Source organism: Rothia nasisuis (assembly GCF_928381405.1).
GTDB classification, from domain to species: domain Bacteria; phylum Actinomycetota; class Actinomycetes; order Actinomycetales; family Micrococcaceae; genus Rothia; species Rothia nasisuis.
Genome location: NZ_CAKMSB010000015.1, coordinates 1 through 21,421, shown reverse-complemented (window position 1 = coordinate 21,421; position 21,421 = coordinate 1). Strand labels below are relative to the sequence as shown.

General features: G+C 58.2%; 18 protein-coding genes. 11 read left to right on the top strand and 7 right to left on the bottom strand.

Annotated elements, in window-relative coordinates:
* Positions 1 to 12 precede the first annotated feature (12 nt).
* The 3 genes from ilvC (at position 13) to metG (ending at position 4,525) form a co-directional block, all read left to right on the top strand.
* Positions 13 to 1,041, top strand: coding sequence for a ketol-acid reductoisomerase (gene ilvC, locus L6966_RS10700; RefSeq protein ID WP_083091303.1), 1,029 nt, complete (start codon positions 13 to 15; stop codon positions 1,039 to 1,041).
* A 271-nt stretch (positions 1,042 to 1,312) separates the two neighbouring features.
* Positions 1,313 to 2,908 (top strand): phosphoglycerate dehydrogenase, encoded by a 1,596-nt coding sequence (gene serA, locus L6966_RS10695; protein WP_083091302.1) that lies wholly within the window; start codon positions 1,313 to 1,315, stop codon positions 2,906 to 2,908.
* A 75-nt stretch (positions 2,909 to 2,983) separates the two neighbouring features.
* Complete coding sequence (gene metG, locus L6966_RS10690) at positions 2,984 to 4,525, top strand: methionine--tRNA ligase (RefSeq protein ID WP_083091301.1); 1,542 nt, start codon at positions 2,984 to 2,986, stop codon at positions 4,523 to 4,525.
* 107 nt (positions 4,526 to 4,632) lie between these two features.
* Here metG and L6966_RS10685 read toward each other — a convergent pair whose 3' ends face one another.
* A complete protein-coding gene (locus L6966_RS10685; protein ID WP_237233368.1) occupies positions 4,633 to 5,694 on the bottom strand; it encodes a hypothetical protein in 1,062 nt (353 codons plus the stop codon).
* Between the two features lie 112 nt (positions 5,695 to 5,806).
* On the opposite strand from L6966_RS10685, the gene L6966_RS10680 reads away from it, so the two are divergent.
* Positions 5,807 to 6,727: a hypothetical protein gene (locus L6966_RS10680; RefSeq protein WP_237233367.1), complete on the top strand. Its 921-nt coding sequence runs from the start codon at positions 5,807 to 5,809 to the stop codon at positions 6,725 to 6,727.
* An 85-nt stretch (positions 6,728 to 6,812) separates the two neighbouring features.
* On the opposite strand, the gene L6966_RS10675 is transcribed toward L6966_RS10680, so the two are convergent.
* The 4 genes from L6966_RS10675 to L6966_RS10660 all read right to left on the bottom strand — a co-directional run bounded on the left by L6966_RS10675 (position 6,813) and on the right by L6966_RS10660 (position 12,377).
* Positions 6,813 to 9,428, bottom strand: coding sequence for an FtsX-like permease family protein (locus L6966_RS10675; RefSeq protein WP_237233366.1), 2,616 nt, complete (start codon positions 9,426 to 9,428; stop codon positions 6,813 to 6,815).
* A 3-nt stretch (positions 9,429 to 9,431) separates the two neighbouring features.
* Positions 9,432 to 10,181: an ABC transporter ATP-binding protein gene (locus tag L6966_RS10670; RefSeq protein WP_237233365.1), complete on the bottom strand. Its 750-nt coding sequence runs from the start codon at positions 10,179 to 10,181 to the stop codon at positions 9,432 to 9,434.
* Positions 10,182 to 10,261: 80 nt separating this feature from the next.
* Positions 10,262 to 11,032 (bottom strand): response regulator, encoded by a 771-nt coding sequence (locus tag L6966_RS10665; RefSeq protein WP_237233364.1) that lies wholly within the window; start codon positions 11,030 to 11,032, stop codon positions 10,262 to 10,264.
* Between the two features lie 28 nt (positions 11,033 to 11,060).
* Positions 11,061 to 12,377, bottom strand: coding sequence for a sensor histidine kinase (locus tag L6966_RS10660; protein WP_083091294.1), 1,317 nt, complete (start codon positions 12,375 to 12,377; stop codon positions 11,061 to 11,063).
* Between the two features lie 122 nt (positions 12,378 to 12,499).
* Between L6966_RS10660 and thrC the strand changes: the two genes are divergently transcribed.
* From thrC to L6966_RS10645, 3 genes are all read left to right on the top strand, one after another.
* Positions 12,500 to 13,927 (top strand): threonine synthase, encoded by a 1,428-nt coding sequence (gene thrC / locus L6966_RS10655; protein WP_237233363.1) that lies wholly within the window; start codon positions 12,500 to 12,502, stop codon positions 13,925 to 13,927.
* A 190-nt stretch (positions 13,928 to 14,117) separates the two neighbouring features.
* On the top strand, positions 14,118 to 14,378 hold the full coding sequence (locus L6966_RS10650; RefSeq protein ID WP_237204488.1) for a type II toxin-antitoxin system RelB/DinJ family antitoxin: 261 nt from the start codon (positions 14,118 to 14,120) through the stop codon (positions 14,376 to 14,378).
* Between the two features lie 130 nt (positions 14,379 to 14,508).
* On the top strand, positions 14,509 to 14,859 hold the full coding sequence (locus L6966_RS10645; protein WP_237233362.1) for a hypothetical protein: 351 nt from the start codon (positions 14,509 to 14,511) through the stop codon (positions 14,857 to 14,859).
* A 45-nt stretch (positions 14,860 to 14,904) separates the two neighbouring features.
* On the opposite strand, the gene L6966_RS10640 is transcribed toward L6966_RS10645, so the two are convergent.
* Positions 14,905 to 15,414: a hypothetical protein gene (locus tag L6966_RS10640; RefSeq protein WP_143539082.1), complete on the bottom strand. Its 510-nt coding sequence runs from the start codon at positions 15,412 to 15,414 to the stop codon at positions 14,905 to 14,907.
* Between the two features lie 141 nt (positions 15,415 to 15,555).
* Here L6966_RS10640 and L6966_RS10635 point away from each other — a divergent pair, with 141 nt between their 5' ends.
* Positions 15,556 to 16,614 (top strand): 3-isopropylmalate dehydrogenase, encoded by a 1,059-nt coding sequence (locus L6966_RS10635; protein ID WP_237233361.1) that lies wholly within the window; start codon positions 15,556 to 15,558, stop codon positions 16,612 to 16,614.
* A gap of 111 nt (positions 16,615 to 16,725) precedes the next feature.
* Complete coding sequence (locus L6966_RS10630; RefSeq protein WP_237233360.1) at positions 16,726 to 17,823, top strand: branched-chain amino acid aminotransferase; 1,098 nt, start codon at positions 16,726 to 16,728, stop codon at positions 17,821 to 17,823.
* A gap of 79 nt (positions 17,824 to 17,902) precedes the next feature.
* Here L6966_RS10630 and L6966_RS10625 read toward each other — a convergent pair whose 3' ends face one another.
* Positions 17,903 to 19,594 (bottom strand): ABC-F family ATP-binding cassette domain-containing protein, encoded by a 1,692-nt coding sequence (locus L6966_RS10625; protein WP_237233359.1) that lies wholly within the window; start codon positions 19,592 to 19,594, stop codon positions 17,903 to 17,905.
* 230 nt (positions 19,595 to 19,824) lie between these two features.
* Between L6966_RS10625 and L6966_RS10620 the strand changes: the two genes are divergently transcribed.
* Both L6966_RS10620 and L6966_RS10615 read left to right on the top strand, forming a co-directional pair.
* The gene (locus tag L6966_RS10620; RefSeq protein ID WP_237233358.1) at positions 19,825 to 20,163 is read left to right on the top strand and encodes a putative quinol monooxygenase; all 339 of its coding nucleotides are present in this window, start codon (positions 19,825 to 19,827) and stop codon (positions 20,161 to 20,163) included.
* Positions 20,164 to 20,180: 17 nt separating this feature from the next.
* On the top strand, positions 20,181 to 21,421 hold a 1,241-nt coding region (locus L6966_RS10615), incomplete at its 3' end, for a pentapeptide repeat-containing protein (protein ID WP_237233357.1).

Genomic DNA, 21,421 nt, shown 5'->3' with positions numbered 1-21,421 from the left:
AGATCGAAAACCATGGCAAAGATCTACTACAACGACGATGCCGACCTGGCCAACATCGCAGAACGCTCCGTCGCCATCATCGGCTACGGTTCTCAGGGCCACGCCCACGCCCTGAACCTGCGCGACTCAGGCGTAGACGTCCGCGTTGGTCTTGCAGAAGGCTCCAAATCACGCGCCAAGGCAGAGGCCGAAGGCCTGCGCGTCCTGACCGTTGCTGACGCCGCCGCAGAGGCCGACGTCATCATGATTCTGACCCCCGATCAGGTTCAGGCAGAGGTCTACAAGAACGACATCGCCCCCAACCTCAACGACGGCGACGCCCTCTTCTTTGCCCACGGCTTCAACATCGTCTTCGGCTACATCGAAGCCCCCGAAGGTGTTGACGTGGCTATGGTCGCCCCCAAGGGCCCCGGCCACACCGTCCGCCGCGAGTTCGAAGCAGGCCGCGCTGTGCCCGCCCTGGTTGCTGTTGAAAAGGACGCTTCAGGCAAGGCTCTCGACCTGGCCCTGGCCTACGCCAAGGGCCTGGGCGCAACCCGCGCAGGCGTCATCGAAACCACCTTCAAAGAAGAGACCGAATCTGATCTTTTCGGTGAGCAGGCAGTACTCTGCGGCGGTGCCTCACAGCTGATCCAGTACGGCTTCGAAACCCTGACCGAAGCAGGCTACCAGCCCGAAATCGCCTACTTCGAGGTGTTACACGAACTCAAGCTCATCGTTGACCTCATGATTGAAGGCGGCATCGCCAAGCAGCGCTGGTCCATCTCAGACACCGCTGAATACGGCGACTACGTCTCCGGCCCCCGCGTCATCACCCCTCAGGTCAAGGAGAACATGAAGGCTGTTCTCTCAGACATTCAGGACGGCACCTTCGCCAAGCGCTTCATGGAAGACCAGGCAGCGGGCGGCCCCGAATTCAAGGAGCTACGTGCCAAGGGTGAAGCGCACCCCATCGAGACCACCGGCCGTGAACTGCGCAAGCTCTTCGCCTGGAATAACTCAGTTGACTCCGACTACGTCGACGGCTCTGTAGCCCGCTAAGCCGAACATATCTCTGCACCCGCAGTGAAGACGAGAGCCGACTAGCTAGACCCACAACGGTTTAGGTAGTCGGCTCTTGCCGCCTCTAACTCCCTCACCCCGGTACAATGAGGGGCAGAGCGGTCAGGCTACAGCCGTACGGTGAACTGTAGCCCACCACCGCACGAGATGCTCGCGTCAGAGCAACCCCACCAGCGGCGTCCTTTAGGGTCCGAAGCGCCGGCTAATCCCACAAACCACAACCGTCACCAGTCATCTAAGGAAAGAACCTGTGACCGAAAAACCTATCGTTCTGCTCGCTGAAGAACTCTCACCTGCCACCGTTGAAGCCCTGGGCCCCGATTTCGAAATCCGCTCCTGCGACGGTGCCAACCGCGACGAACTACTGCCTGCCATAGCAGATGTCGACGCTATTTTGGTACGCTCCGCCACCCAGGTTAACGCTGAAGCCATTGCTGCCGCCAAGAAACTCAAGGTAATCGCCCGCGCAGGTGTAGGGCTCGACAACGTCGATATCAAAGCCGCCACCAAGGCCGGCGTCATGGTGGTCAACGCACCGACCTCTAACGTGATTTCAGCTGCCGAACTCACTGTCGGCCACATCCTTAATCTGGCCCGCAATATCGCTGCCGCAGATGCTTCCATGAAAGCGGGGGAGTGGAAGCGCTCAGCTTTCTCGGGTGTAGAACTCTTTGAAAAAACCGTTGGCATCATCGGCCTGGGCCGTATCGGTGGCCTGGTCGCAGAGCGTCTTAAGGCTTTCGGCACCGAAATTATCGCCTACGACCCCTTCGTCACCTCAGCCCGCGCAGCATCCCTTAGCGCTGAACTCGTTGAACTCGACGAACTGGTAGAGCGCTCCGACTTCATCACCATCCATATGCCCCGTACCCCCGAGACCCTGGGGCTCATTAACGCCGAGAGCTTCACAAAGATGAAGAAGACCGCCTACGTGGTCAACGTTGCCCGCGGTGGCCTAATCGACGAAGCCGACTTGGATACAGCCCTGCGCACAGGCGAGATTGCCGGGGCCGCCATTGACGTTTACGTCAAGGAACCCGCCAAGAACGTGCCCTTCGTAACCCTGCCCAACGTCGTTGCCACCCCCCACCTGGGGGCCTCCACCTTTGAGGCCCAGGAAAAGGCCGGTATCTCTGTAGCCAGGTCTGTGCGCCTGGCCCTTGAGGGCGACCTGGTACCTGATGCCGTCAACGTGGCAGGCGGAGCTATCGACAAGGACGTCCGCCCCGGCGTTCCCCTTGCCGAGAAGATTGGTCGCATTCTCACCGCCATCGGCGGCGACGAAGCCCTCACCCGCGTGGAGGTCAAGATTGCCGGTGAAATCGCCACCAAGGATGTGACCTCCCTCAAACTCTCAGCCCTCAAGGGCGTCTTCACCGACGTTGTCTCAGACAAGGTCTCGTACGTGAACGCCCCGGTACTGGCTGAGCAGCGCGGTGTTGAGGTTGAGCTGGTTACCACCACCGAGACCGACTACTTTCGCAATGAAACCGTGCTTTCCGGTGCTCTAGCCAACGGCGAGGTCGTCAAGGTAGCGGGTACCGTCACCGGCCCCAAGCTCATTGAAAAGCTGACCAATGTCAATGGCTTCGACGTGGAAATCCCCATCACCGACCACATGCTGGTGCTTGAATACGAGGACCGCCCCGGCGTCATCGCCTCCATCGGTACCCTGCTGGGCACCGCCTCCATCAATATCGCCGGTATGCAGGTATCGCGCAACGACAAGAAGGCTGAAGCCCTCTGCGTCCTGGCTCTGGATTCAGCCCTGTCAGCCGAGGTTCTCGAATCCATCAAGCGCGTAGTCAACGCCTCCCGCGCAGCCACCATCAATCTGGCTGACTAAACGGAAGCGCACAGCGCTTTTCATCCGTGGAAATATCGTTCGCAGTGGTTGGTGTGAGCGGGTAAAGTTGTAACCATGACTTCTACCCCGTACTACATCACCACTGCGATTTCTTACCCCAATGGGGCCCCCCACATCGGGCACGCCTACGAGGTAATTGCTGCTGATACCATGGCCCGTTTTAAGAAGCTTGACGGCTTCGACGTGCGCTTCATGACCGGTACTGATGAGCACGGGCAGAAGATGCAGACCACTGCCGAACAGCAGGGTATAACCCCTAAAGAACTAGCTGATGAGAATGCGGCCCGCTTCCGTGCCATGGCTGAGCTGGTTGGCGCTGACTTCGATCGCTTTATCCGTACCACCGATACCGACCACTACTCAGCCTCCCAGGCCATCTGGAAGAAGATGGAAGAGAACGGCGATATCTACCTGGATAAGTACGCCGGCTGGTACTCGGTGCGCGACGAGGCCTACTACACCGAGGACGAAACCGAGGTGCAGGACGGGGTACGCTACGCAACTGCAACCGGGACCGAGGTCGAGTGGGCAGAGGAAGAATCCTACTTCTTCCGCCTCTCCAAGTACGGCGACCGTCTGCTGGAACTCTATGAGACTGAGGGCTTTGTCTACCCTGAATCTCGTCGCAACGAGCTGGCCGCCTTCATCAAGAACGGCCTGACCGACCTCTCCATCTCTCGCACCACCTTCGACTGGGGCGTGCCCGTACCCGGCAACGAAAAGCACGTCATGTACGTGTGGGTGGATGCCCTGACCAACTACATCACCGGTCTGGGCTACCCCGATACTGAGGGTGAACTCTTTAGCACCTTCTGGCCTGCTGACCTGCACCTGATTGGCAAGGACATCACCCGTTTTCATGCTATTTACTGGCCTGCCTTCCTCTGGTCAGCAGGCATTGAACTGCCCAAGCGAGTTTTTGGTCACGGCTTCTTGCTGGTCGATGGCGAGAAGATGAGCAAGTCCATCGGCAACGTGGTTGACCCCGCTGACCTGGTTGCCAGCTTCGGCCTGGATCAGCTGCGTTTCTTTCTGCTCCGCGATGTCTCCTTTGGCCAAGACGGCTCTTACTCAGCCGAAGGTATCAAGAACCGCATCAACTCAGATTTGGCCAACGACCTGGGCAACCTGGCCCAGCGTTCTCTCTCTATGGTCGCCAAGAACTGCGAGGGTAAGGTGCCTGCCCACGGTGACTTCACGGCCGAAGATACCGCCATGCTAGATATGGCAGCGGCCCTGTACGAGCCTGTCCGTGCCGACTTCGACGAGCAGGCCTTCCACCGCGCCCTCGAACGCATCTGGCAGGTGGTGGGTGAGGCCAACCGCTACTTCACCGCCCAGGAGCCCTGGAAGCTCCGCAAGACTGACCCGGAGCGTATGAATACGGTGCTCTACGTGACCGCTGAGGTGCTACGTATTGTTGCCACTCTCACCCAGCCGGTCATGCCTACCTCCATGGGTAAGTTGCTTGACCTGCTGGCAGTGGCCCCCGAGAATCGTGTCTTTGCAGGCCTGGGCACCGCTCTGGCTACTGGCACGGAGCTGCCCGCCCCCGCCCCCGTCTTCCCCCGCTACGAGGAGCCCAAGGACGCCTAAACGTCCTGCGTCCTGACCCGGTAGATAGAATCAAGAGCGCCGTACGCTCCGTTTCCGTGAGGAAGGGGAGCGTACGGCGCCCTTGGTCTCGGGTGTTAGAAGCGGTATTAGAACCAGCCAAGCTCCGTGATTTTGTAGTAAATCATCTGTGACAGGGCGATGTACCCCCAGCCGTTGAGATGGAGGCCGTCTGAGGAGAAGAGCGAAGGCGGAACCTTGCCCTCGTCATAGGCCTTACGGTCGGCATCTGATGACCAGACGCCTGAACCAGACAGGGCACCGTAACGGAGCCAGGACTGCTGGGTGGTCTCCCGAAGGTAGGTCTCAGGGTTCATAAAGAGGTTGCCGTAGGTCTCTGCCGCCCAACTGTTGTAGGCACGCACCTGCTGGGCACGATCTGAATCGGTTCCGTCCCCGCGCGAAGCGAAGTGCCCCACCACTACGGTGCGTTTGGGCGCCTGGGCGAAGCAGGCCTCGGTGTCCTTCTTGATTCGGGCTATGTCACCCATGTTGTTTCGGCCCACCTGAATAGCGTGGTAGGAGGAGCGGCTAATCATCTCTTGGTAGGAGTGGAACCAGGAGGCCGGGGTCTCAGCCGGGGCGTAGATAGCTTCGCCCGGCACGGTGCGGGTGAACGTATAGGTGCCCTCGACGCTACCGGCGGTGAGGACGCCGGGTACAGCTGAAACATAGCCGGGTAGGTGAGCTGCTGAGCCCCAGGCCAGGTTGCTGCCATCGGAGATAGTAACGACGACGGAGCCGGAGGCTGGAATTGTGTCGTTGGGAAAGACCAGTTTATACATGGACTCAGGTACACCCCGGCGGGCTGCCACCATGGTAGAGGTTTCGCCGCCACGGCCGAACATGAGCACAGGAATGTTGAGGTAGCTTGCTAGTTGGGTTGCAATTGTGGCATCGTATCCCGCTGGTACCCCCTGATCAGCGTGGGCTCCTTCAAAGGAAGAACTGCCCCAGAGGGCAAGTGAAGGACCCGATACGGTGGGGTAGCTAAAATCTGAAGGAAAAATGGCGGAGCTGGCATCGGCCGCGGTGGCGCTACGATTAGCGGTCAGAGCCGCAGAGGTGACTCCAGCTACGCCGGTGAACGCGGCAAAACGCATGAGACCGCGGCGAGAAGTTGTCAAATCTGCGTGTTCTGTATGTACCATGAATCTTTTGTACCTTCTGTGACGAGAACTTCGTGATCGTACCCGTCATCGGCACGCTTCACGCTTACTAATAGTAGTTAGAATTGAGGCTGAGTATCTAGGGAGGGGCACCGTGTCATTACTTACGAACCGCTGTGGAAAAGGCCTGTCGGTTCTCAGCGTGAGCACAGTTTTGCTAGTTGCGGGGTGTTCCTCCCCGCCCCAAAATTTTGAAGAGCTCACCGCTGAAGAAGCTAACGCTGAGCACATTACCGCTTTAGAGGGGTGGGTTTATCCACCAGCTGACGCCGAGAAAGCTCGGCGGGGCTTCGTGGAACGCTGCGTCAAGGCCGCTGGTGGTACGTATGCTGAGCCAGAGTCTGCCCAGTCGCTGGAGACCGCTGTATACACCGGCCGCTCCACCAAGGAACTGATTGAGAGTGGTTACGAGGCCTTACCCGACACCAAGCTACGGGCTACTGCCGAGTTTGATGACGCAGGGCTGGCCTCTTACCTGGGGCAGGGCGGCCAGACCTTTACCGTAACCTTCATGGAATATTCCAGCGGTGAGATAGATTCCGCCGGCTGTATGGCTCAGAGTTACGAGTACATCTACGGGTCAGCTGAAAACGGCATCAAGGCGGCCCTGCTCGCGCCTCAGTTTGGCCAGGCAATTGCCGAATCCCTGCGTGCTGACGAAAAATATATACAGCTACAAAGCGACTGGGCTGGGTGCATGCAGGAAGACGGATTTGATCAGGCCACCAGCACTGACGCAGCAGTCTACGCCGCCAGCCTGCTCGATGAGAAAACTGCCAAGAGTATGCTTGAGCGAGATATTTTCTGCCGCGAATCACTGAACTTTGACTCCTCAGTATCAGACATCAAAAACTCTTACTATGAGTCGGTCTATCAGCGCCTGGAGCAGTTCTCTGAGGAGTTGCACGCTATTCACGCTACCGCTAGTGAGCGAGTGGCTGCCGATGCCTCAAACCCTCAGACCACTTCGCCGGTGACCCTACCTACTCCCAGCGAGAGCCCCTCCGGTAGCTAGAGCCGGCCGGGGCGTCCGGGCTTATGAATCAAGCTGGCCCCACCCCGGTCTGAGGGTAGGGCCCAGCACTGCCGCAGACCGAGCTCTAGGAGGCTGTTTCTGCAAGAGCTTTCACCGGTGGGTACCGCGAGGCACGGACGGCTGGAATCAGGGCTGTGAGCCAAGCCAGCGCCAGGCCGCCCACTGCAACCAACAGGAGCCCTAGAACATTCACCGTGTAGGTGAGGTCAAGACCTTCAATAGACTGCAGTAGGAGCAGGCCGGTAGCGATTCCAGCCAGAATACCGAGAAGCACGGCGGTACTGGCAATCAGCACTGTCTCTAAACTGATGACCTTGCGAAGTGTGACGGTGCTCATTCCCGCTGCCCGCAGTAGCGCGTAGGGGCGGCGCCGCTGGTAGGCAGTGAGCACCTGGGTGTTGGCGATACCGATCAGAGAGATGAGCAGCGCTGCGCTGAGCAGACCCAGTACCGTATTGATAACGGTGGCCATGTCACGTTTTAGTGTTCGAGTTTGCGTTACGTGGCCAGAGAAACCAAGCTGGTCGCTACCGGTCAGCTCCTCAATCTGGGTGAGGGCAGTATCCTGGTCATCTTCGCTGGCATCGCGGTTGAAAGAGAGCAAGAGATTTCCCTCGGTTCGAACAGAGCTGTCTGAAACGATGGGACTATTACCGCTCACAGACCGCCCAACCTCGCGAGGAACCAGGGGCACATATAAATCCTGCGGCACTACATGCACCGTGAGTTCCTGGCTGTTTTGTTGGGTGCCGGTCACCCTAACCTTCGATCCTTCATCCCAGCCGTTGTTTTCAGCGATGAGGCGGCCGACCAACATGGTGGAATCCGGGTGTTCGAGTTCCCAACTTTCTGGGCCAGCCTTGAGCACCTGGTCTAGGTCAGCTGAGTAGACCGTAAGGTCTGGCATTCCGGCTTCGTTCGAAGCAACTGAGGCCTGCGGGTAGGCAACCACGGCGGCTTTCACCTGAGGTATCTCCTGCGCGTTTTCCTGTAGCCGGATGGCCGCGTCCAGGGTCTCAAGCTGGGCTGGCACCTCCACCCCAAAGGGCATATGACTCTCAATCTCGTGGGTGATGCTCTGCTGAACGGTACTTGCACCGGTGAGCATAGCTGCAAGAACGGCGGAACAGGTGAAAATAATTCTGCCCACCACCGCCGCCTGGGTAGGGGACTGGCGGATGTTGCTTGCTGCAAGGTGCAAGGACGAGTAGGGGGTAGCCCACCGGATCAGGGCATGGGAACCCAGGTGGGTAGCCAGTGGGAAAAAGCAGATGAGCCCGATAGCTATCAGAGTGGTGGCAGTAACATACCCGAGCGGTTCTCCCTGCCACACCAGCAGAACCAGCCCCGCAAGCGTCAGAAAAACTAACCCCACCACCAGGGGGCTTCGTCTGAGACCGTTTGCTGTGGAGGTTACAGGTTGCATCTGGGGAGTGAGAGCCGCTACCGGTGAGAGAGCACGTGTCTGCCAGGCAGGTAGCAGTGCGCCCAGGACTGTAGTGGCAATACAGACGAGCAGGGCGGTGAGACCGGCAACCGGTGAAAGCACCAGTAGAAAGCCTGTGGATACGAAACTCAGCGCGAATGCAAGGAGGTAGGCGACGGCTGTACCCGCAAGTGAAGAGAGCCCACCGAGCATGCCAGCTTCAAGCAGGAGCATGCCCACAAGCGATCCTTGGCGGGCACCGAGCACCCGAAGCAGAGCCAGTTCCCGGGCGCGTGCCGCCGCGTGAACCTTGAAAGTGTTGGCGATAATAAACACTGAGAGCCCCAGCGCAAGCAGCCAAAAGACCAGCAGAATGATGGTGAAGTTGCTGGCCGTACCCAGCCTGTTGCCAACTTCTTGAGTGACCTGCTCAGCCCTGGAGGCAAGGACGATGTCGGAGTAGGGGGTGAGTGCCTCCTGTAGTTGTGCGCGGGCAACCTCGGGGGCACCGTCAACGGTGATAAGAATCTGGTCGTATTCGGCGTTGTCACCGCCTCCGTTGAACTGAGCGAGGCCCGAGGCAAAGTCGTAGACACTGACTCCGGAACCACCGGGCACCGGAGTGAAAACGGCCCTGCTCTGTTCATCCCCATAGGGAGAGACTGTGTAGATGCCGCTGACGGTGAAGGGCTTCATGGGGTGATTTTCTTGCAGATACAGCTGATCCTTGACCACCCTATCTAGGTCAGCCAGCTCAATGGTTTCACCTACCGATAGCCTATATTCTTCTGCCAAGGTACTGGGTATGACTACCTGCTGTGCAGACTGAGGGTAGGTACCCTCTGCGATATCGAGGGGGAACATCTCAGCGGAGCCGGGTAAATCAGACCGAGCCTGGTAGCTCCGTGCCCAGACCCCTTCCTCACGTTCCACGGCCATATGGGTGTAGATGGTGGTTCGTGCCCACACCTGGTCTACCGCTGCTACGCCTTCAAGAGCTTGAACGATGTTGGGGGTAACGGTCTGGGATAGTGAAAAATCAGCGTTGAACCGACCGGTTGATGAGACCACGAAGTCAGCCTTGCTGTAGTTGGACTCTGACCCGGCACGTAGTGTGGCAGACAGTGAGGCGTTGAGTAGCAGGACGGCTGTGAGAAAGAAGGCCGAGAGTGCGATGCCGAGTGAGGTGAGCGCAAATCGAACCCTGTGCTTACCCAGGTTTGATAGGGCTACGGTGTTAAGCGTGGTTGCCATACCTTACTCACCTAACCTTGCCAGGGCAGCCAGCACACTGGTCTGTGTGGGGTTTTCAAGACCACCGGCAAACTGACCGTCCTTGAGCAGGAGCACCCGGTCAGCGTAGGAGGCCGCGACGGGGTCATGCGTGACCATCAAAATAGTTTGCCCCTGCAGACGGCTTGCCTGCTGAAGTAGGGTGAGAACCTCAGCGCTGGAGGCTGAGTCAAGGGCACCTGTGGGCTCGTCGGCAAAGATGACCGCTGGGCGAGGTAGGAGCGCCCGGGCTATGGCGACGCGCTGTTGCTGACCGCCGGAGAGCTGGTCGGGCAGGTGCTTGAGACGGTCCTCAATGCCCAGGGTGCGAACGAGCTCATCACGCCAAATGGTATCGACTTTAATTTTGGCTAGCCCCAGGGGCAGGTCAATGTTTTGGCCTGCGGTGAGGGTTGGAATGAGGTTAAAAGACTGGAAGATAAATCCGATATTCTTGGCCCTAAACTCTGCCTTGGCAGCGTCCTTGAGACCCACCGTTTCTACCCCCTTAATCTGTATGGATGTGCCGGCTCCGGCAGTGGGCTCATCTAAGGTAGCGAGGGTGTGTAAGAGGGTGGATTTACCTGACCCGGAGGGGCCCATAATTGCTGTGAACTTACCACGTTCAAAGTCAATGTCGAGTGAGCGTAGGGCCTCAACAGCTCCGGGTCCGTGCCCGTAGGTTTTTGAGAGGTTCCGGGCTGAAACCGCGATGGGAATGTTGTGTGTAGTCATAGCTCCAGCATGTCAGAGCTTACCTGCCCGGCACATCAGCCCCGAGTGTGAAAAGCCTGCTACAACCTCAAGGCCAACACTCAGCCCGAGGTATGAGAAGAACCTACCAGGCCTGCCTCATAGGCCATAATCACCGCCTGCACCCGGTCGCGGGCACCCAGTTTGGCCAGCACATGCGAGACATGGGTTTTGACGGTAGCCCCTGAGACCACCAGTTCTTCAACAATTTCACCGTTACTCAGCCCTGCGGCCATGAGCAAAAAAATCTCGTGTTCACGGGCGGTGAGGCTGGCAATGGCTGCGCTATGGGGGTGCTGGTGACTGCCCTGCGTACCGGGGTCTGCCGTTGGGCCGGATGCGCCTGACCGGTCGTCGGTGCCCAGCTGGGGAACTAACCCACCAGCCAGGTGCGGAATCATGTGTTCTAGCAAACGTTTGGTGGCAGAAGGGGCAATGACGGCATCTCCACGCCACACTGTGCGGACAGCCTCCAAAAGCTGCTCGGGCGGAGCGTCCTTGAGCAGAAAGCCGCTAGCACCACCTTGCACAGCCGCATACACGTAGTCATCAATGTCAAAGGTCGTCAGCATGATAATACGCACCTGCGGGTAGCGGGCGGTGAGCTGAGCCGTCGCCTCAATACCGTCCATCACCGGCATACGGACGTCCATGAGTACCACCTGCGGGGATTGCCCCTGCTCTGCGAGCTGCTTGGCCAAATCAAGGGCAGCGTGCCCGTTTGAGGCCTCACCCACAACGTGCATATCGGGCTGTGAGCCCACCAGCATAGCTAGCCCAGAGCGGACCAGCTGCTGGTCATCAACCAACATAACCTTAATCGCTTCGTTCATAGTACTTCCACTCAATCGTCTTGGGGCCTCAGAGAGCAAAAGGAATCTGCGCGAACACCCTAAAAGAGCCGTCCGCCTGCCGCCCGTAATGCAGGGAACCCCCGTACATATCAACGCGCTCGCGCATACCCAGCAGGCCGCGGCGTGCACCGGGCATAGAATCTGACGGGGACGGCTCGGCCGCATTGACCACATCTATATCTAAGGTACCCCGTCTTGCGCTCCTACCTTCACTGAGTCTCACCGTGACTAAAGGCGAGGTAGGGCTGTGTTTGCGCACGTTGGTCAGGGCCTCCTGCACAATGCGGTAGCTGGTGAGTTCAGCACCCTGCGGTAATTTTTCTTCAAGGTCGGGCTGAGCAAAAAACTCTACGGTAAAGCCTAAACCCTGCATCTGCTCAACTAGCTGCTGAATATTATGCAGGGCAGGTAGGGGCTCAAAAGAACGGCCCTCATCGGTGCGAAGCACCCCCAAGAGCGAACGCATCTGCTCCAGCGACGACCGCGCGGCCTGCGAGATTGTGCTCAGGGCCTGGATCTCAACGGGTTCTTGGGCTTCACTGACCTGCCCCGGGGTGCCGGGCAGGCTGCCGGTGTTCCCGTGATCTTCGGTGACAGGGGCGTGCCCAGCCCCCTGGGCGCGTGCAATGGCTGCAAAACGTGCCCCGTCAGCCTGGGTGATAATGACCGAGAGGGAATGGGCAACAATATCGTGCATCTCGCGGGCAATACGGGCACGCTCATCGAGGGCGGCCATAACGCGTTCCTGCTCCCGCTCATGCTCCAGCTGCCGAGTGCGCTCGATCAGTGCACGGTGGCGGTTCTCACGCAGGCGCCGGGTATCACCCAGGAACCAGGCAATCACCGTTACCGTCAAACAACAGAAGCACCCAAACAGGAAGCCAATCCAGAGCTCCAAAGCACCCTGGTCATACACCGTCATAGAGCGGGCAAAAACCCAGCCACCTATCAGGGATCCCACGGTGGCAACCGCAAGCGTTGCCAGGCGAACCCGCCGGCTGCCGTAGCGAGCCCAGTGGTAGGCAATGATTGGAGCAGTCCACCACACATCCAGGGCGGGGAGAGGTAGAGGCACAGTTGCCAGCAGACACAGCACCACCAGCGTCGTCACCAAGCGAGGGCGCGAGTACCGCCAGTAGAGGCTAAAAGTTGCCAGCACCCACACGGTAACCGAGTACCACCAGTTCTGCGGTGAGGTCTGCCCCGCGACCCCGATAAACCCAACAAGCATAATCTGGCTCAGGGCAACGGTTAAGCCATTCACCCATTTTTTCCGCCGCATAGTCTGTGCCAGGCCGCCCGGTTCAAGTTCAAAAGTGCTCACAAACTCAGTCTAGAATCTCCACCGGGTAGCTACCTGCTCTAAGCGGTGAACTCCGCCTTGAGTTCATACCGCAGTATGAGCACCTCACCACTCCCGGTGCCCGCATTCGGTAGGCTAGAGGCATGCTCTATATCTCCACCCGCGATGCCTCGCACACGGGGGCCAAGTTTACCGACATCCTGCTCGGCGGCCTCGCTCCTGACGGGGGCCTCTACCTGCCCGAAACCTACCCCGCTCTCAATGACGCTACCCTAACCCGCTGGCGTGCTGTGCTGGCTGGGAAAGGCTACGCTGCGCTTGCCGCTGAGGTCTTGCAACTCTTCATCGATGATATTCCGGCTGACGATATTAAAGCCATGACTGCCCGAGCCTACTCCTACCCCAAGTTTGCCTCAGAGGAGATTGTGCCGGTCACGGAGTTGGAGCCCGGTATTCTCATCGGCCACCTCTCCGAGGGGCCCACTGCTGCTTTCAAGGACATGGCCATGCAGCTACTCGGTGAGCTCTTTGAATACGAGTTAACCCGCCGCGGGGAGACTCTTAACATTGTGGGAGCCACCTCGGGTGATACTGGCTCGTCCGCAGAGTACGCTATGCGCGGCCGCGACGGCATCAAGGTTTTTATGCTTACCCCTGCCGGGCGCATGACTCCCTTCCAGCAGGCGCAGATGTTCGGGTTGGATGACGAAAATATCTTCAATATTGCCCTGGACGGCGTGTTTGACGACTGCCAAGATGTGGTCAAGGCTATCTCTGCCGATGCCGCCTTCAAGGCAGAAAAGCGTATTGGCGCGGTGAACTCTATCAACTGGGCGCGGCTGATGGCTCAGATTGTCTACTATGTCTCTTGCTGGATTCGGGCCACTGAAACCAACGACCAGAAGGTCTCTTTCTGCGTTCCCACCGGTAACTTTGGTGATATTTGCGCTGGCCATATTGCCCGCCAGATGGGCTTGCCCATTGACCGCCTGATTGTTGCCACCAACGAGAACGATGTGCTCGATGAGTTCTTCCGTACCGGTGACTACCGGGTGCGTTCATCGGCTGATACTTTTGAGACCTCCAGCCCCTCCATGGATATCTCCCGCGCCTCTAACTTCGAGCGCTTTGTCTTCGACATGCTGGGGCAGGACGCCGAGCGCACCGCCGATCTCTTCGGGGTCAAGGTACGCCAGGGCGGCTTCTCACTCAGCGAGGATACTGCCTTTGCCGAAGCTGCTGAGCGCTACGGGTTCGCCTCGGGCCGCTCCACCCACGCCGACCGCGTCGCCACCATTCGCGATGCCCACGAGCGCCTGGGCGTGCTGCTTGACCCCCACACTGCGGACGGCGTCAAGGTCGCCCGCGACTGGGCTCAGAAAGTTGAGACCCCCATTATCTGCCTGGAGACCGCCCTGCCGGTCAAGTTCGCTGAAACCATCCTGGAGGCCACCGGCTCTGAGCCTGCCATCCCCGAGCGCTTTGCCGGCATCATGGAAGCCGACCGCCACGTCATTGACCTGCCCAACAAGGTTAAGGCGGTCAAGGAGCTGATTGAGAAGAACGTCTAACCGTTCGCTCACCTCTTATAGAACCACCTGCCTTGTTGAGCCCCGATTAAATTCTGGGGCTGGTGACAAGGCATGTGGTTTCTTGTTGCTGGGGTGCTCGAACGCATGAGTTTCTCGGCAAAAGTCTTGAAAAGATAGATTCACGCGAGTATGGTGCAAATGTAATGACACTGTAATAACAGGAGCACTCATGACTGATGCAACAATTTCCTTCCGCACCGATAGCGCCACTAAAGAAGAGGTGCGAAAACTCTACAGCGACCTCGGCCTCGACCTCAGCACCGCACTGAATATGTTCCTAAAACAGTCGCTCGTTGATAACGGTCTGCCCTTTACTCCGCACCGCGAGAACCCTCTCAATGTACGAGCACGCCAGGAAGCTGAGCAGCGGCACGGAAAAACCTTCACATCGGTTGAGGCTCTCATGGCTGATTTGACTGATGCTGACTAAAATCCACCGAACCAGCCAGTTCAAAAGAGACGCCAAAGCACCGCAAACCCCTCCTTCGCTTCTATGTCAGTCACTTGTATAAATCGTGAGACTAGCTAGCGGGGGGTAATTTGATTGTTATAGTTTCCCTATGTTCAGCGAAAAAGATTTCTTTGTGGCGGTGCTGCGCCTGGCCAAGCCCCACACCCCAAGCGACCGTGAACCGAATACATCAGAACGCGAGGCAGCAATTGCTGCCCTTAAAGAAGCTCAGATAGTGCAGGCCTGCGACTGCGGCACCTGCCTCACCTACAACCTGCTTTACCCGGGCGAGCCCATCAATCAGGACCTACCCCGCACCTACCTGGCTGCAAGCACCAAGGACGGAGACGCGCTCGTCCTCGCCCATCTGGCTGGTGGCAGGCTTACCACTCTTGAAGTCGCTCCCACCACCGACGCCCCTGTGATCGATCTTCCTGCCCCCAGTACCCTGCGGCGCTAGCCTCGCCCTCCCCGCCCTGCGGGAGGGGAGTAAAGGTGCTGGAAGCTAAAATTTTGTTGCTACTAAAACCGCAAAAACAGAGTCCAACGGATGCTCATAGTCATCGGTAAATCGGGAGGCACGGAGCCATAACTTCCCGTCCACATTACGCAGGTAGAGCATCCTAGGTACCTCAAATTCTTCGGTAAATTTCTGGGTCAGGACATTGATAGCTCCTTGGGGAGTGCGACCAGCCGATAACACTGAGTCTGTACTCTGGTTTTGGTCAGAGAGCATCATTCTTAGGTAGAAGCCGGTGGTGGGAGGGCATGCGCTGTAGCCCTGACTCTCGATGCCTTTCAAAAGCTCTGGAAACTCCACAGGACGAGTAAAACCAAATTCTGCAAGCGTAGCAATTCGGACGGTAAGGTTACCTATTTCTGTAAAAGGCAGACACTTACTATGCGTGAGATACATGGGAAGAAAATCGTTATAGCCAATGCCTTCTTGATCAAGGTGGACGAGAATTTCGTCGGAAGTCAGCGGATATACCGGGACAGTAAGGTCTTGACTCATGAAAGGCATCATCTTTCTGAACTCATGGAATGACGTAGACGCGGAAGTCTCTTCAAATACTATAACCTTCCCTAGGCCCAATATATGAAACCACCAGTCAAAATATGGGCAAAGCTGCGCTCGCAGGACTAGCCTTAAACCATGACTGAAACCCGCTCCATCAACCTGGCAGTAATCCCCGGCGACGGCATCGGCCCCGAAGTAGTAGCCCAAGCCCACCGCGTCCTGACCCGCGCCGCCGAACTCGAAAACATCACCGTCACCTCCACCGAATACCCCCTCGGTGCAGAACACTGGCTCGCCACCGGTCAAACCCTCACCGAAGAGACCAAGACCGCCCTGGCCCAGCACGACGCCATCCTCTTCGGCGCAGTGGGCGCCGACCCGCGCTCCTCCGCCGTGCCCAGCGGCCTGATCGAACGAGAAATCCTGCTCAACCTGCGCTTCTCCTTCGACCACTACATCAACCTGCGCCCCTCCCGTCTCTTCCCCGGCGCTGTTTCACCCCTGACCAACCCCGGCGACATTGACTTTGTGGTCGTACGTGAAGGTACCGAAGGCCCCTACGCCGGTAACGGCGGTGTACTGCGCGCCGGTACCGACGCTGAAATCGCCACCGAAGTTTCGGTCAACACCGCCTACGGTATCGAGCGCCTGGTGCGTTACGCCTTCGACCTGGCAGCCAGCCGCGAGAAGAAAAAACTGACCCTGATCCACAAGACCAACGTGCTGGTCAATGCCGGTGCCCTCTACAACCGCATCTTCAATCAGGTCGCCAAAGAATACCCCCAGGTCAGCACTGACTACCTGCACATCGACGCAGCCACTATCTTCTTCACCACCGACCCCGCCCGCTTCGACGTGATCGTCACCGATAACCTCTTCGGGGATATTCTTACCGACCAGGCCGGTGCCATTACCGGCGGTATTGGCTACGCAGCCTGCGGCAACATCAACGCCAGCGGCACCTACCCCTCCATGTTTGAGCCCGTGCACGGCTCAGCCCCCGACATCGCCGGGCAGAACAAGGCCAACCCGACCGCGACCGTCCTGGCAGCTGCCATGCTCCTGCGCCACCTAGGCTACGAGGCTTCAGCCGCCCGCATTGAGCAGGCCGTTGAAGCTGACCTGGCCGCCAACCCCGGCGCAACCCGCGCCACCGATCAAATCGGCGACGCAATCCTTGCCCAGCTGGGCTAAGCCCTGACCCCACCGTAACCCGGTGGGGTCTTGCATAAGCTAGCTAACAGAGTGAAAGACCCTGGGGTACCCTAGAAGAGTGAACCCCGTCAAACAGCTTGAAGGATGAGTATGTCACTCGAATTCACGATTAACCGCAACCCCAATCCCACCAGCGACCAACGCCGCGCCGAAATCCTCGCCAACCCCGGCTTCGGAAGTTTCTTCACTGACCACATGGTACGCATCGACTGGCGTGGCAGCCACACCGACGGCGGTGAATGGACCAATGCCCAGGTTCTGCCCTACGGACCCCTGAGCCTGGACCCGGCGGCGTCCGTTTTCCACTACGGCCAGGAAATCTTTGAGGGCATCAAGGCCTACCGCCAGGCGGACGGGTCCATCACCACCTTCCGCCCCGAAGAGAATGCTTCCCGCCTGAACAAGTCAGCGGACCGCCTGGTGCTGCCCAACCTGCCCGAGGAGCTCTTTGTTGAGGCTATCCGCCAACTGGTAACCATTGACGCCGACTGGGTTCCCTCCGGCAAGGGCGAATCCCTCTACCTGCGCCCCTTCATGATTGCCACCGAGGCTTTCCTGGGCATCCGACCTGCGCATGAGGTCTCCTTCTTCATCATTGCCTCACCCGCCGGTAACTACTTTGGCACCCCCAAGCCCGTTGATATCTGGCTTTCCACCACTTATGCCCGCGCTGGCGTGGGCGGCACCGGCGAGGCCAAGTGCGGCGGCAACTACGCAGCCTCACTGGCAGCCCAGCTGGAGGGCGAGGCTCAGGGCTGCAAGCAGGTCATCTTCAAGGACCCCAACCGCGATGACGCCATCGAAGAGCTAGGCGGCATGAATGTCTTCTTCGTCTTTAAGGACGGGCGTATCGTCACCCCCGAGCTGACTGGCACCATCCTGCGCGGTGTGACCCGTAAGTCCATCATCAAGCTGGCTGAGGACCGCGGCCACACCGTGGAGGAGCGCAAGATTACCCTGAGTGAGTGGCGCGAGGGCGTAGCAGGTGGTGAGATTACCGAGATTTTCGCCTGCGGTACCGCTGCTGTGATTACCCCCGTGGGTAAGCTCAAGGCCGCTGACTTTGAGATTCCTTCGGCATCAGGTGCGGACGGCGGCCAGGTCACCATGGCCCTGCGTCAAGAGCTGGTAGGTATTCAGACCGGCAAGGTCGAGGACCGCTTCGGCTGGAACGTCAAGCTGGTCTAGCCTCCCCCCCCCGGTAGGTACCATCTAAATCAGAAAAACCCACCAACTAGGTGGGTTTTTCTAGTTTAAATGGTCTTTTCTAGTGGTTTTTGGGGAGCGTTAGGACACCCGTCAGGCCTAGCTGCGCACAGAAGGCTTGGTCGTGGCTGACCACCAGCAGAGCCCCTTCATAGGAGGCTAGTGCCTGCACCAGCCAGTCCACCGAGGCCATATCAAGGTTGTTGGTGGGCTCATCAAGAATCAGTAGCTGGGGTGCCGGGCTGGCTAAAAGGACGGTTGCTAGTGCCACGCGGAAGCGCTCACCGCCGGAGAGCACTCCCACGGGGAGGTGTACTCGTTCCCGGCGGAAGAGCAGTCGGGCTAGGTCGTCGCGCACCTGCTGTTCGGTCAGCGTAGGATTGGCCGTCATGACCAGCTGCAGCATGCTTTGGTCCTGGGGGAGGGCCAGCCGCTGAGGCAGGTAGCCGGTGTTCGCTACCCGATAGTCGCATGTGTAGTGGGCGGTGTCGGCTGCCTGGGCATCGCCCATGATGGCACGGAGCTGAGTGCTCTTGCCTGAGCCATTCGCTCCGGCCAGCCGTAGGCGCTCTGGGCCCTGGACGGTAACATTCTCGGGCAGGGGAGGAGCGGTTTCTGCCCCGTTAGGGGCCTGCTCCTGCTCGATGTGGTGGACGGGGATATCCATGCTGGAACCCTGCCGCAGGGTCAGTTCCAGCACTCGTTTACCTGCTGGCACCCGGGTGTCGGGCAGGTCAAGATAGATGGCCTGGTCCTCGCGGATATCCCGTTCCCGGGCCTTCCGGGTGGCAGTAGCAGCGTCAAGTCTGCCCTGGTGGGTCTGCCGAACCTTAGCGGCTGACCGCTGGGCTGAGGAAGCAGCCAGCCCCATCGACATACGCGAGCCCCGCCGGCTAGCCTGGGCGGTCGCCCCAGCCCGGGCTGCACGGGCTAACTTGGTTTCTGCTTCAATACGCTCCCGCTTTTCCTGCCGCTCAACCTGCTTGGCCTCACGCAGATGGCGGGCGGCGGCGTCCTGCTCTCTGTCGATAGCCTGCCGGTAGGCGCTGTAAGTACCGGTGAAAGAGCGTAAGGCCCCCTGCCTGAGTTCCAGAACTTCATCGACCCGCTCTAGCAGGTCGCGGTCGTGGCTAACCAGGAGCACGGGGCAGGGCAGAGTGTCTAGGAGCCGGTAGAGAGTAGTGCGGGCGTCGGCGTCGAGGTTGTTGGTGGGCTCATCCAATAGTAGGACGCCGGGGCGGGTGGCAACTAGGGCTGTGAGGGCTGCGGTGACGGCCTCGCCACCTGAGAGCGTGCCGACGGTACGCCGCATGAGAGCGCGGGCATCGGTAGTGGTTAGGGCGGGAGAGAAGCCGGACGCGGCCAGGGCAGCCTGGGCTTGCTCGGCGGCGTCCCAGTTATCACCGATTCGCTCGTAGAGCTCTTCTGAGTAGTCGCCGGCCTCTAGCGCGGTGAGCGCGTCGAGAATATCGGTGATACCGAAGAGGTCGGCGATGGTGGTCTGCGGGGTAAGCCCTAAATCCTGGGGCAGGTAGGCCACGGTACCGGGCCGGCTGATGCTGCCACTCGTTGGTTCTAGGGTGCCAGCTAGAAGCTTGAGCAGGGTTGATTTGCCGGATCCGTTATCGCCAATGAGGGCTGTAACCGGGGCGCTGATGGCGCCGGTGAGGTTCTCAAAACAGGGGGTGCCATCGGGCCAGGTCAGGCTGAGGTTGTTAAAGAAGAGGTGGTGTTCGGGTGCGGAAATAGGCATAAGGGTGCGATCCATTCAGCGTCAAAGAGGAGAGATACTGAAAACCGCGGTGAGGGGTTTCAGCGTGGTCTAGAGAGCCGCTGAAAAATCCACTGGGGTGCCTTCCGTAGGGAATACGAACAAGGTTAGCTTAGAAAGCGTGCAGATTACTTGTCAAGATTCCCTAGTAGAAAATGCGGGGAGTAGAGTGGTAGCAGTTCTCTCATCAAGCGGATAAAAGAGGTAGGACGATGTCTATCACCGTTGCTGTTCATTACCGGGGCGAAGAAGGTAAGCTACGCGCTTTTGCACGTGAAATGCTGGATTCGGGGACGGTTGAAGCTATCCGCCAGGAGCCCGGCAACCTGGCCTACAGCTATTTTTTGAGCCTGGAGGACCCCCAGAGCCTGCTGCTTTTTGATAGCTGGCAAGATCAGACATCCCTCGACGCGCACCATGCTTCGCCCATGATGCAGACCATTATGGAGCTACGGGAAAAATACGGTTTGACTATGCGAGCTGACCGCTATGTTAGTGACCAGGAGAGCTTTACCGAGCAGGACAAGGCTTTTATATCTGAAAATTCTTGATAGCTAGGAAGGGTGAGATGGCAAAAGAGCCTACGGTAGAAAATAGGTCAGAGAAAAGACCGGTCAGGGGCCGTGATTTGAGTTCTTGGCTCGTCACGCTTGCTTGGGGTGCTGGCTTTATAATTTATGCTTGGCTTTTATCAGGAGCTGTATTTGGGTTCGACTATAGGAATCTTATATTTAATAGGAAAGGTGTGGTTGTTTGGTGCCTTGCGGTAATTATAGTCTTTATTATAGGTGCTCTAAGTCTCCGGGGCGCTCCTGTCAAGAAGTCAGCTGATAGGGAAAATAGGCAGCTTTTCCGTATTGTTGTGGCGGTTCTTCCTGCCCTTTTTCTGGTCTCTGCTCTAGCTGTTTTGGTTCTTACTCTTGCTACCTATAACGGGGATTGGAAGGAAGCCCGGCAGGGGATAGCTACAGCTTTTGCGGCCCTGATTGCCGCTGTGGGTGTGGTGGTGTCTGTTGTCGTTAGCTATAGGACGGGTGAAGAAAATCGAATCGCTCAGCAGGAGAATCTTAAAACTCAGCTAGAGAGCCAGCAGAGGAACCTTGAAACCCAGCTGGAACACCAGCGAGCACTAGAGAATGACAAGGGGGAAAGAGAACAGCAGAAGCTGGACGCGGAGCTGATTAAGAATCTCAATGACCGCCTGCATGAGGTCATTGCCCGCCGCTATAGTAGCGGAGATGATAAGGACACAAGCGGTTTAGTGTCTGCTAGCTACTTTCAGCTGGCCTCACTCTATAGGGACTGGGAGACGCTATCAAAAACCTCAGATCTGATTGCTCTGCAGAAAGAAAGTCAGCAGCGGAATATTCTGAAGCTGCTCTTTGGTGTCTATCAAGAATCAGATGAAAAGAATAGCACAGCTAAAAAGAATACCTCAGACGAAAAAAATTCCTCAGAGCGCAGTGAAGTCGATATTCGAACCCTCAATTCTGTGATTCAGGATATCTTTCCTGAAGTTGAGAGAAAGAAAAATAGTGTTTCTACTAGCGCTCAGAAGGAAGATGTTGAATATAAAACCCCAGACGGCCAGCAGGGCACCTTTGACCTCAGTTACCTTGACCTGCGGGGTCTTGACCTCAGCAGGCGGGACTTGCGGGGTGCGAACCTGATTGGTGCTCGTCTGGAGAGGGCGTACCTGGTGGGTGCTGATCTGGCGGGGGCGAACCTGGGGGATGCTCATCTGGAGGGGGCGTACCTGGTGGGTGCTGATCTGGCGGGGGCGGATCTGATACGTGCTGGTCTGGAGGG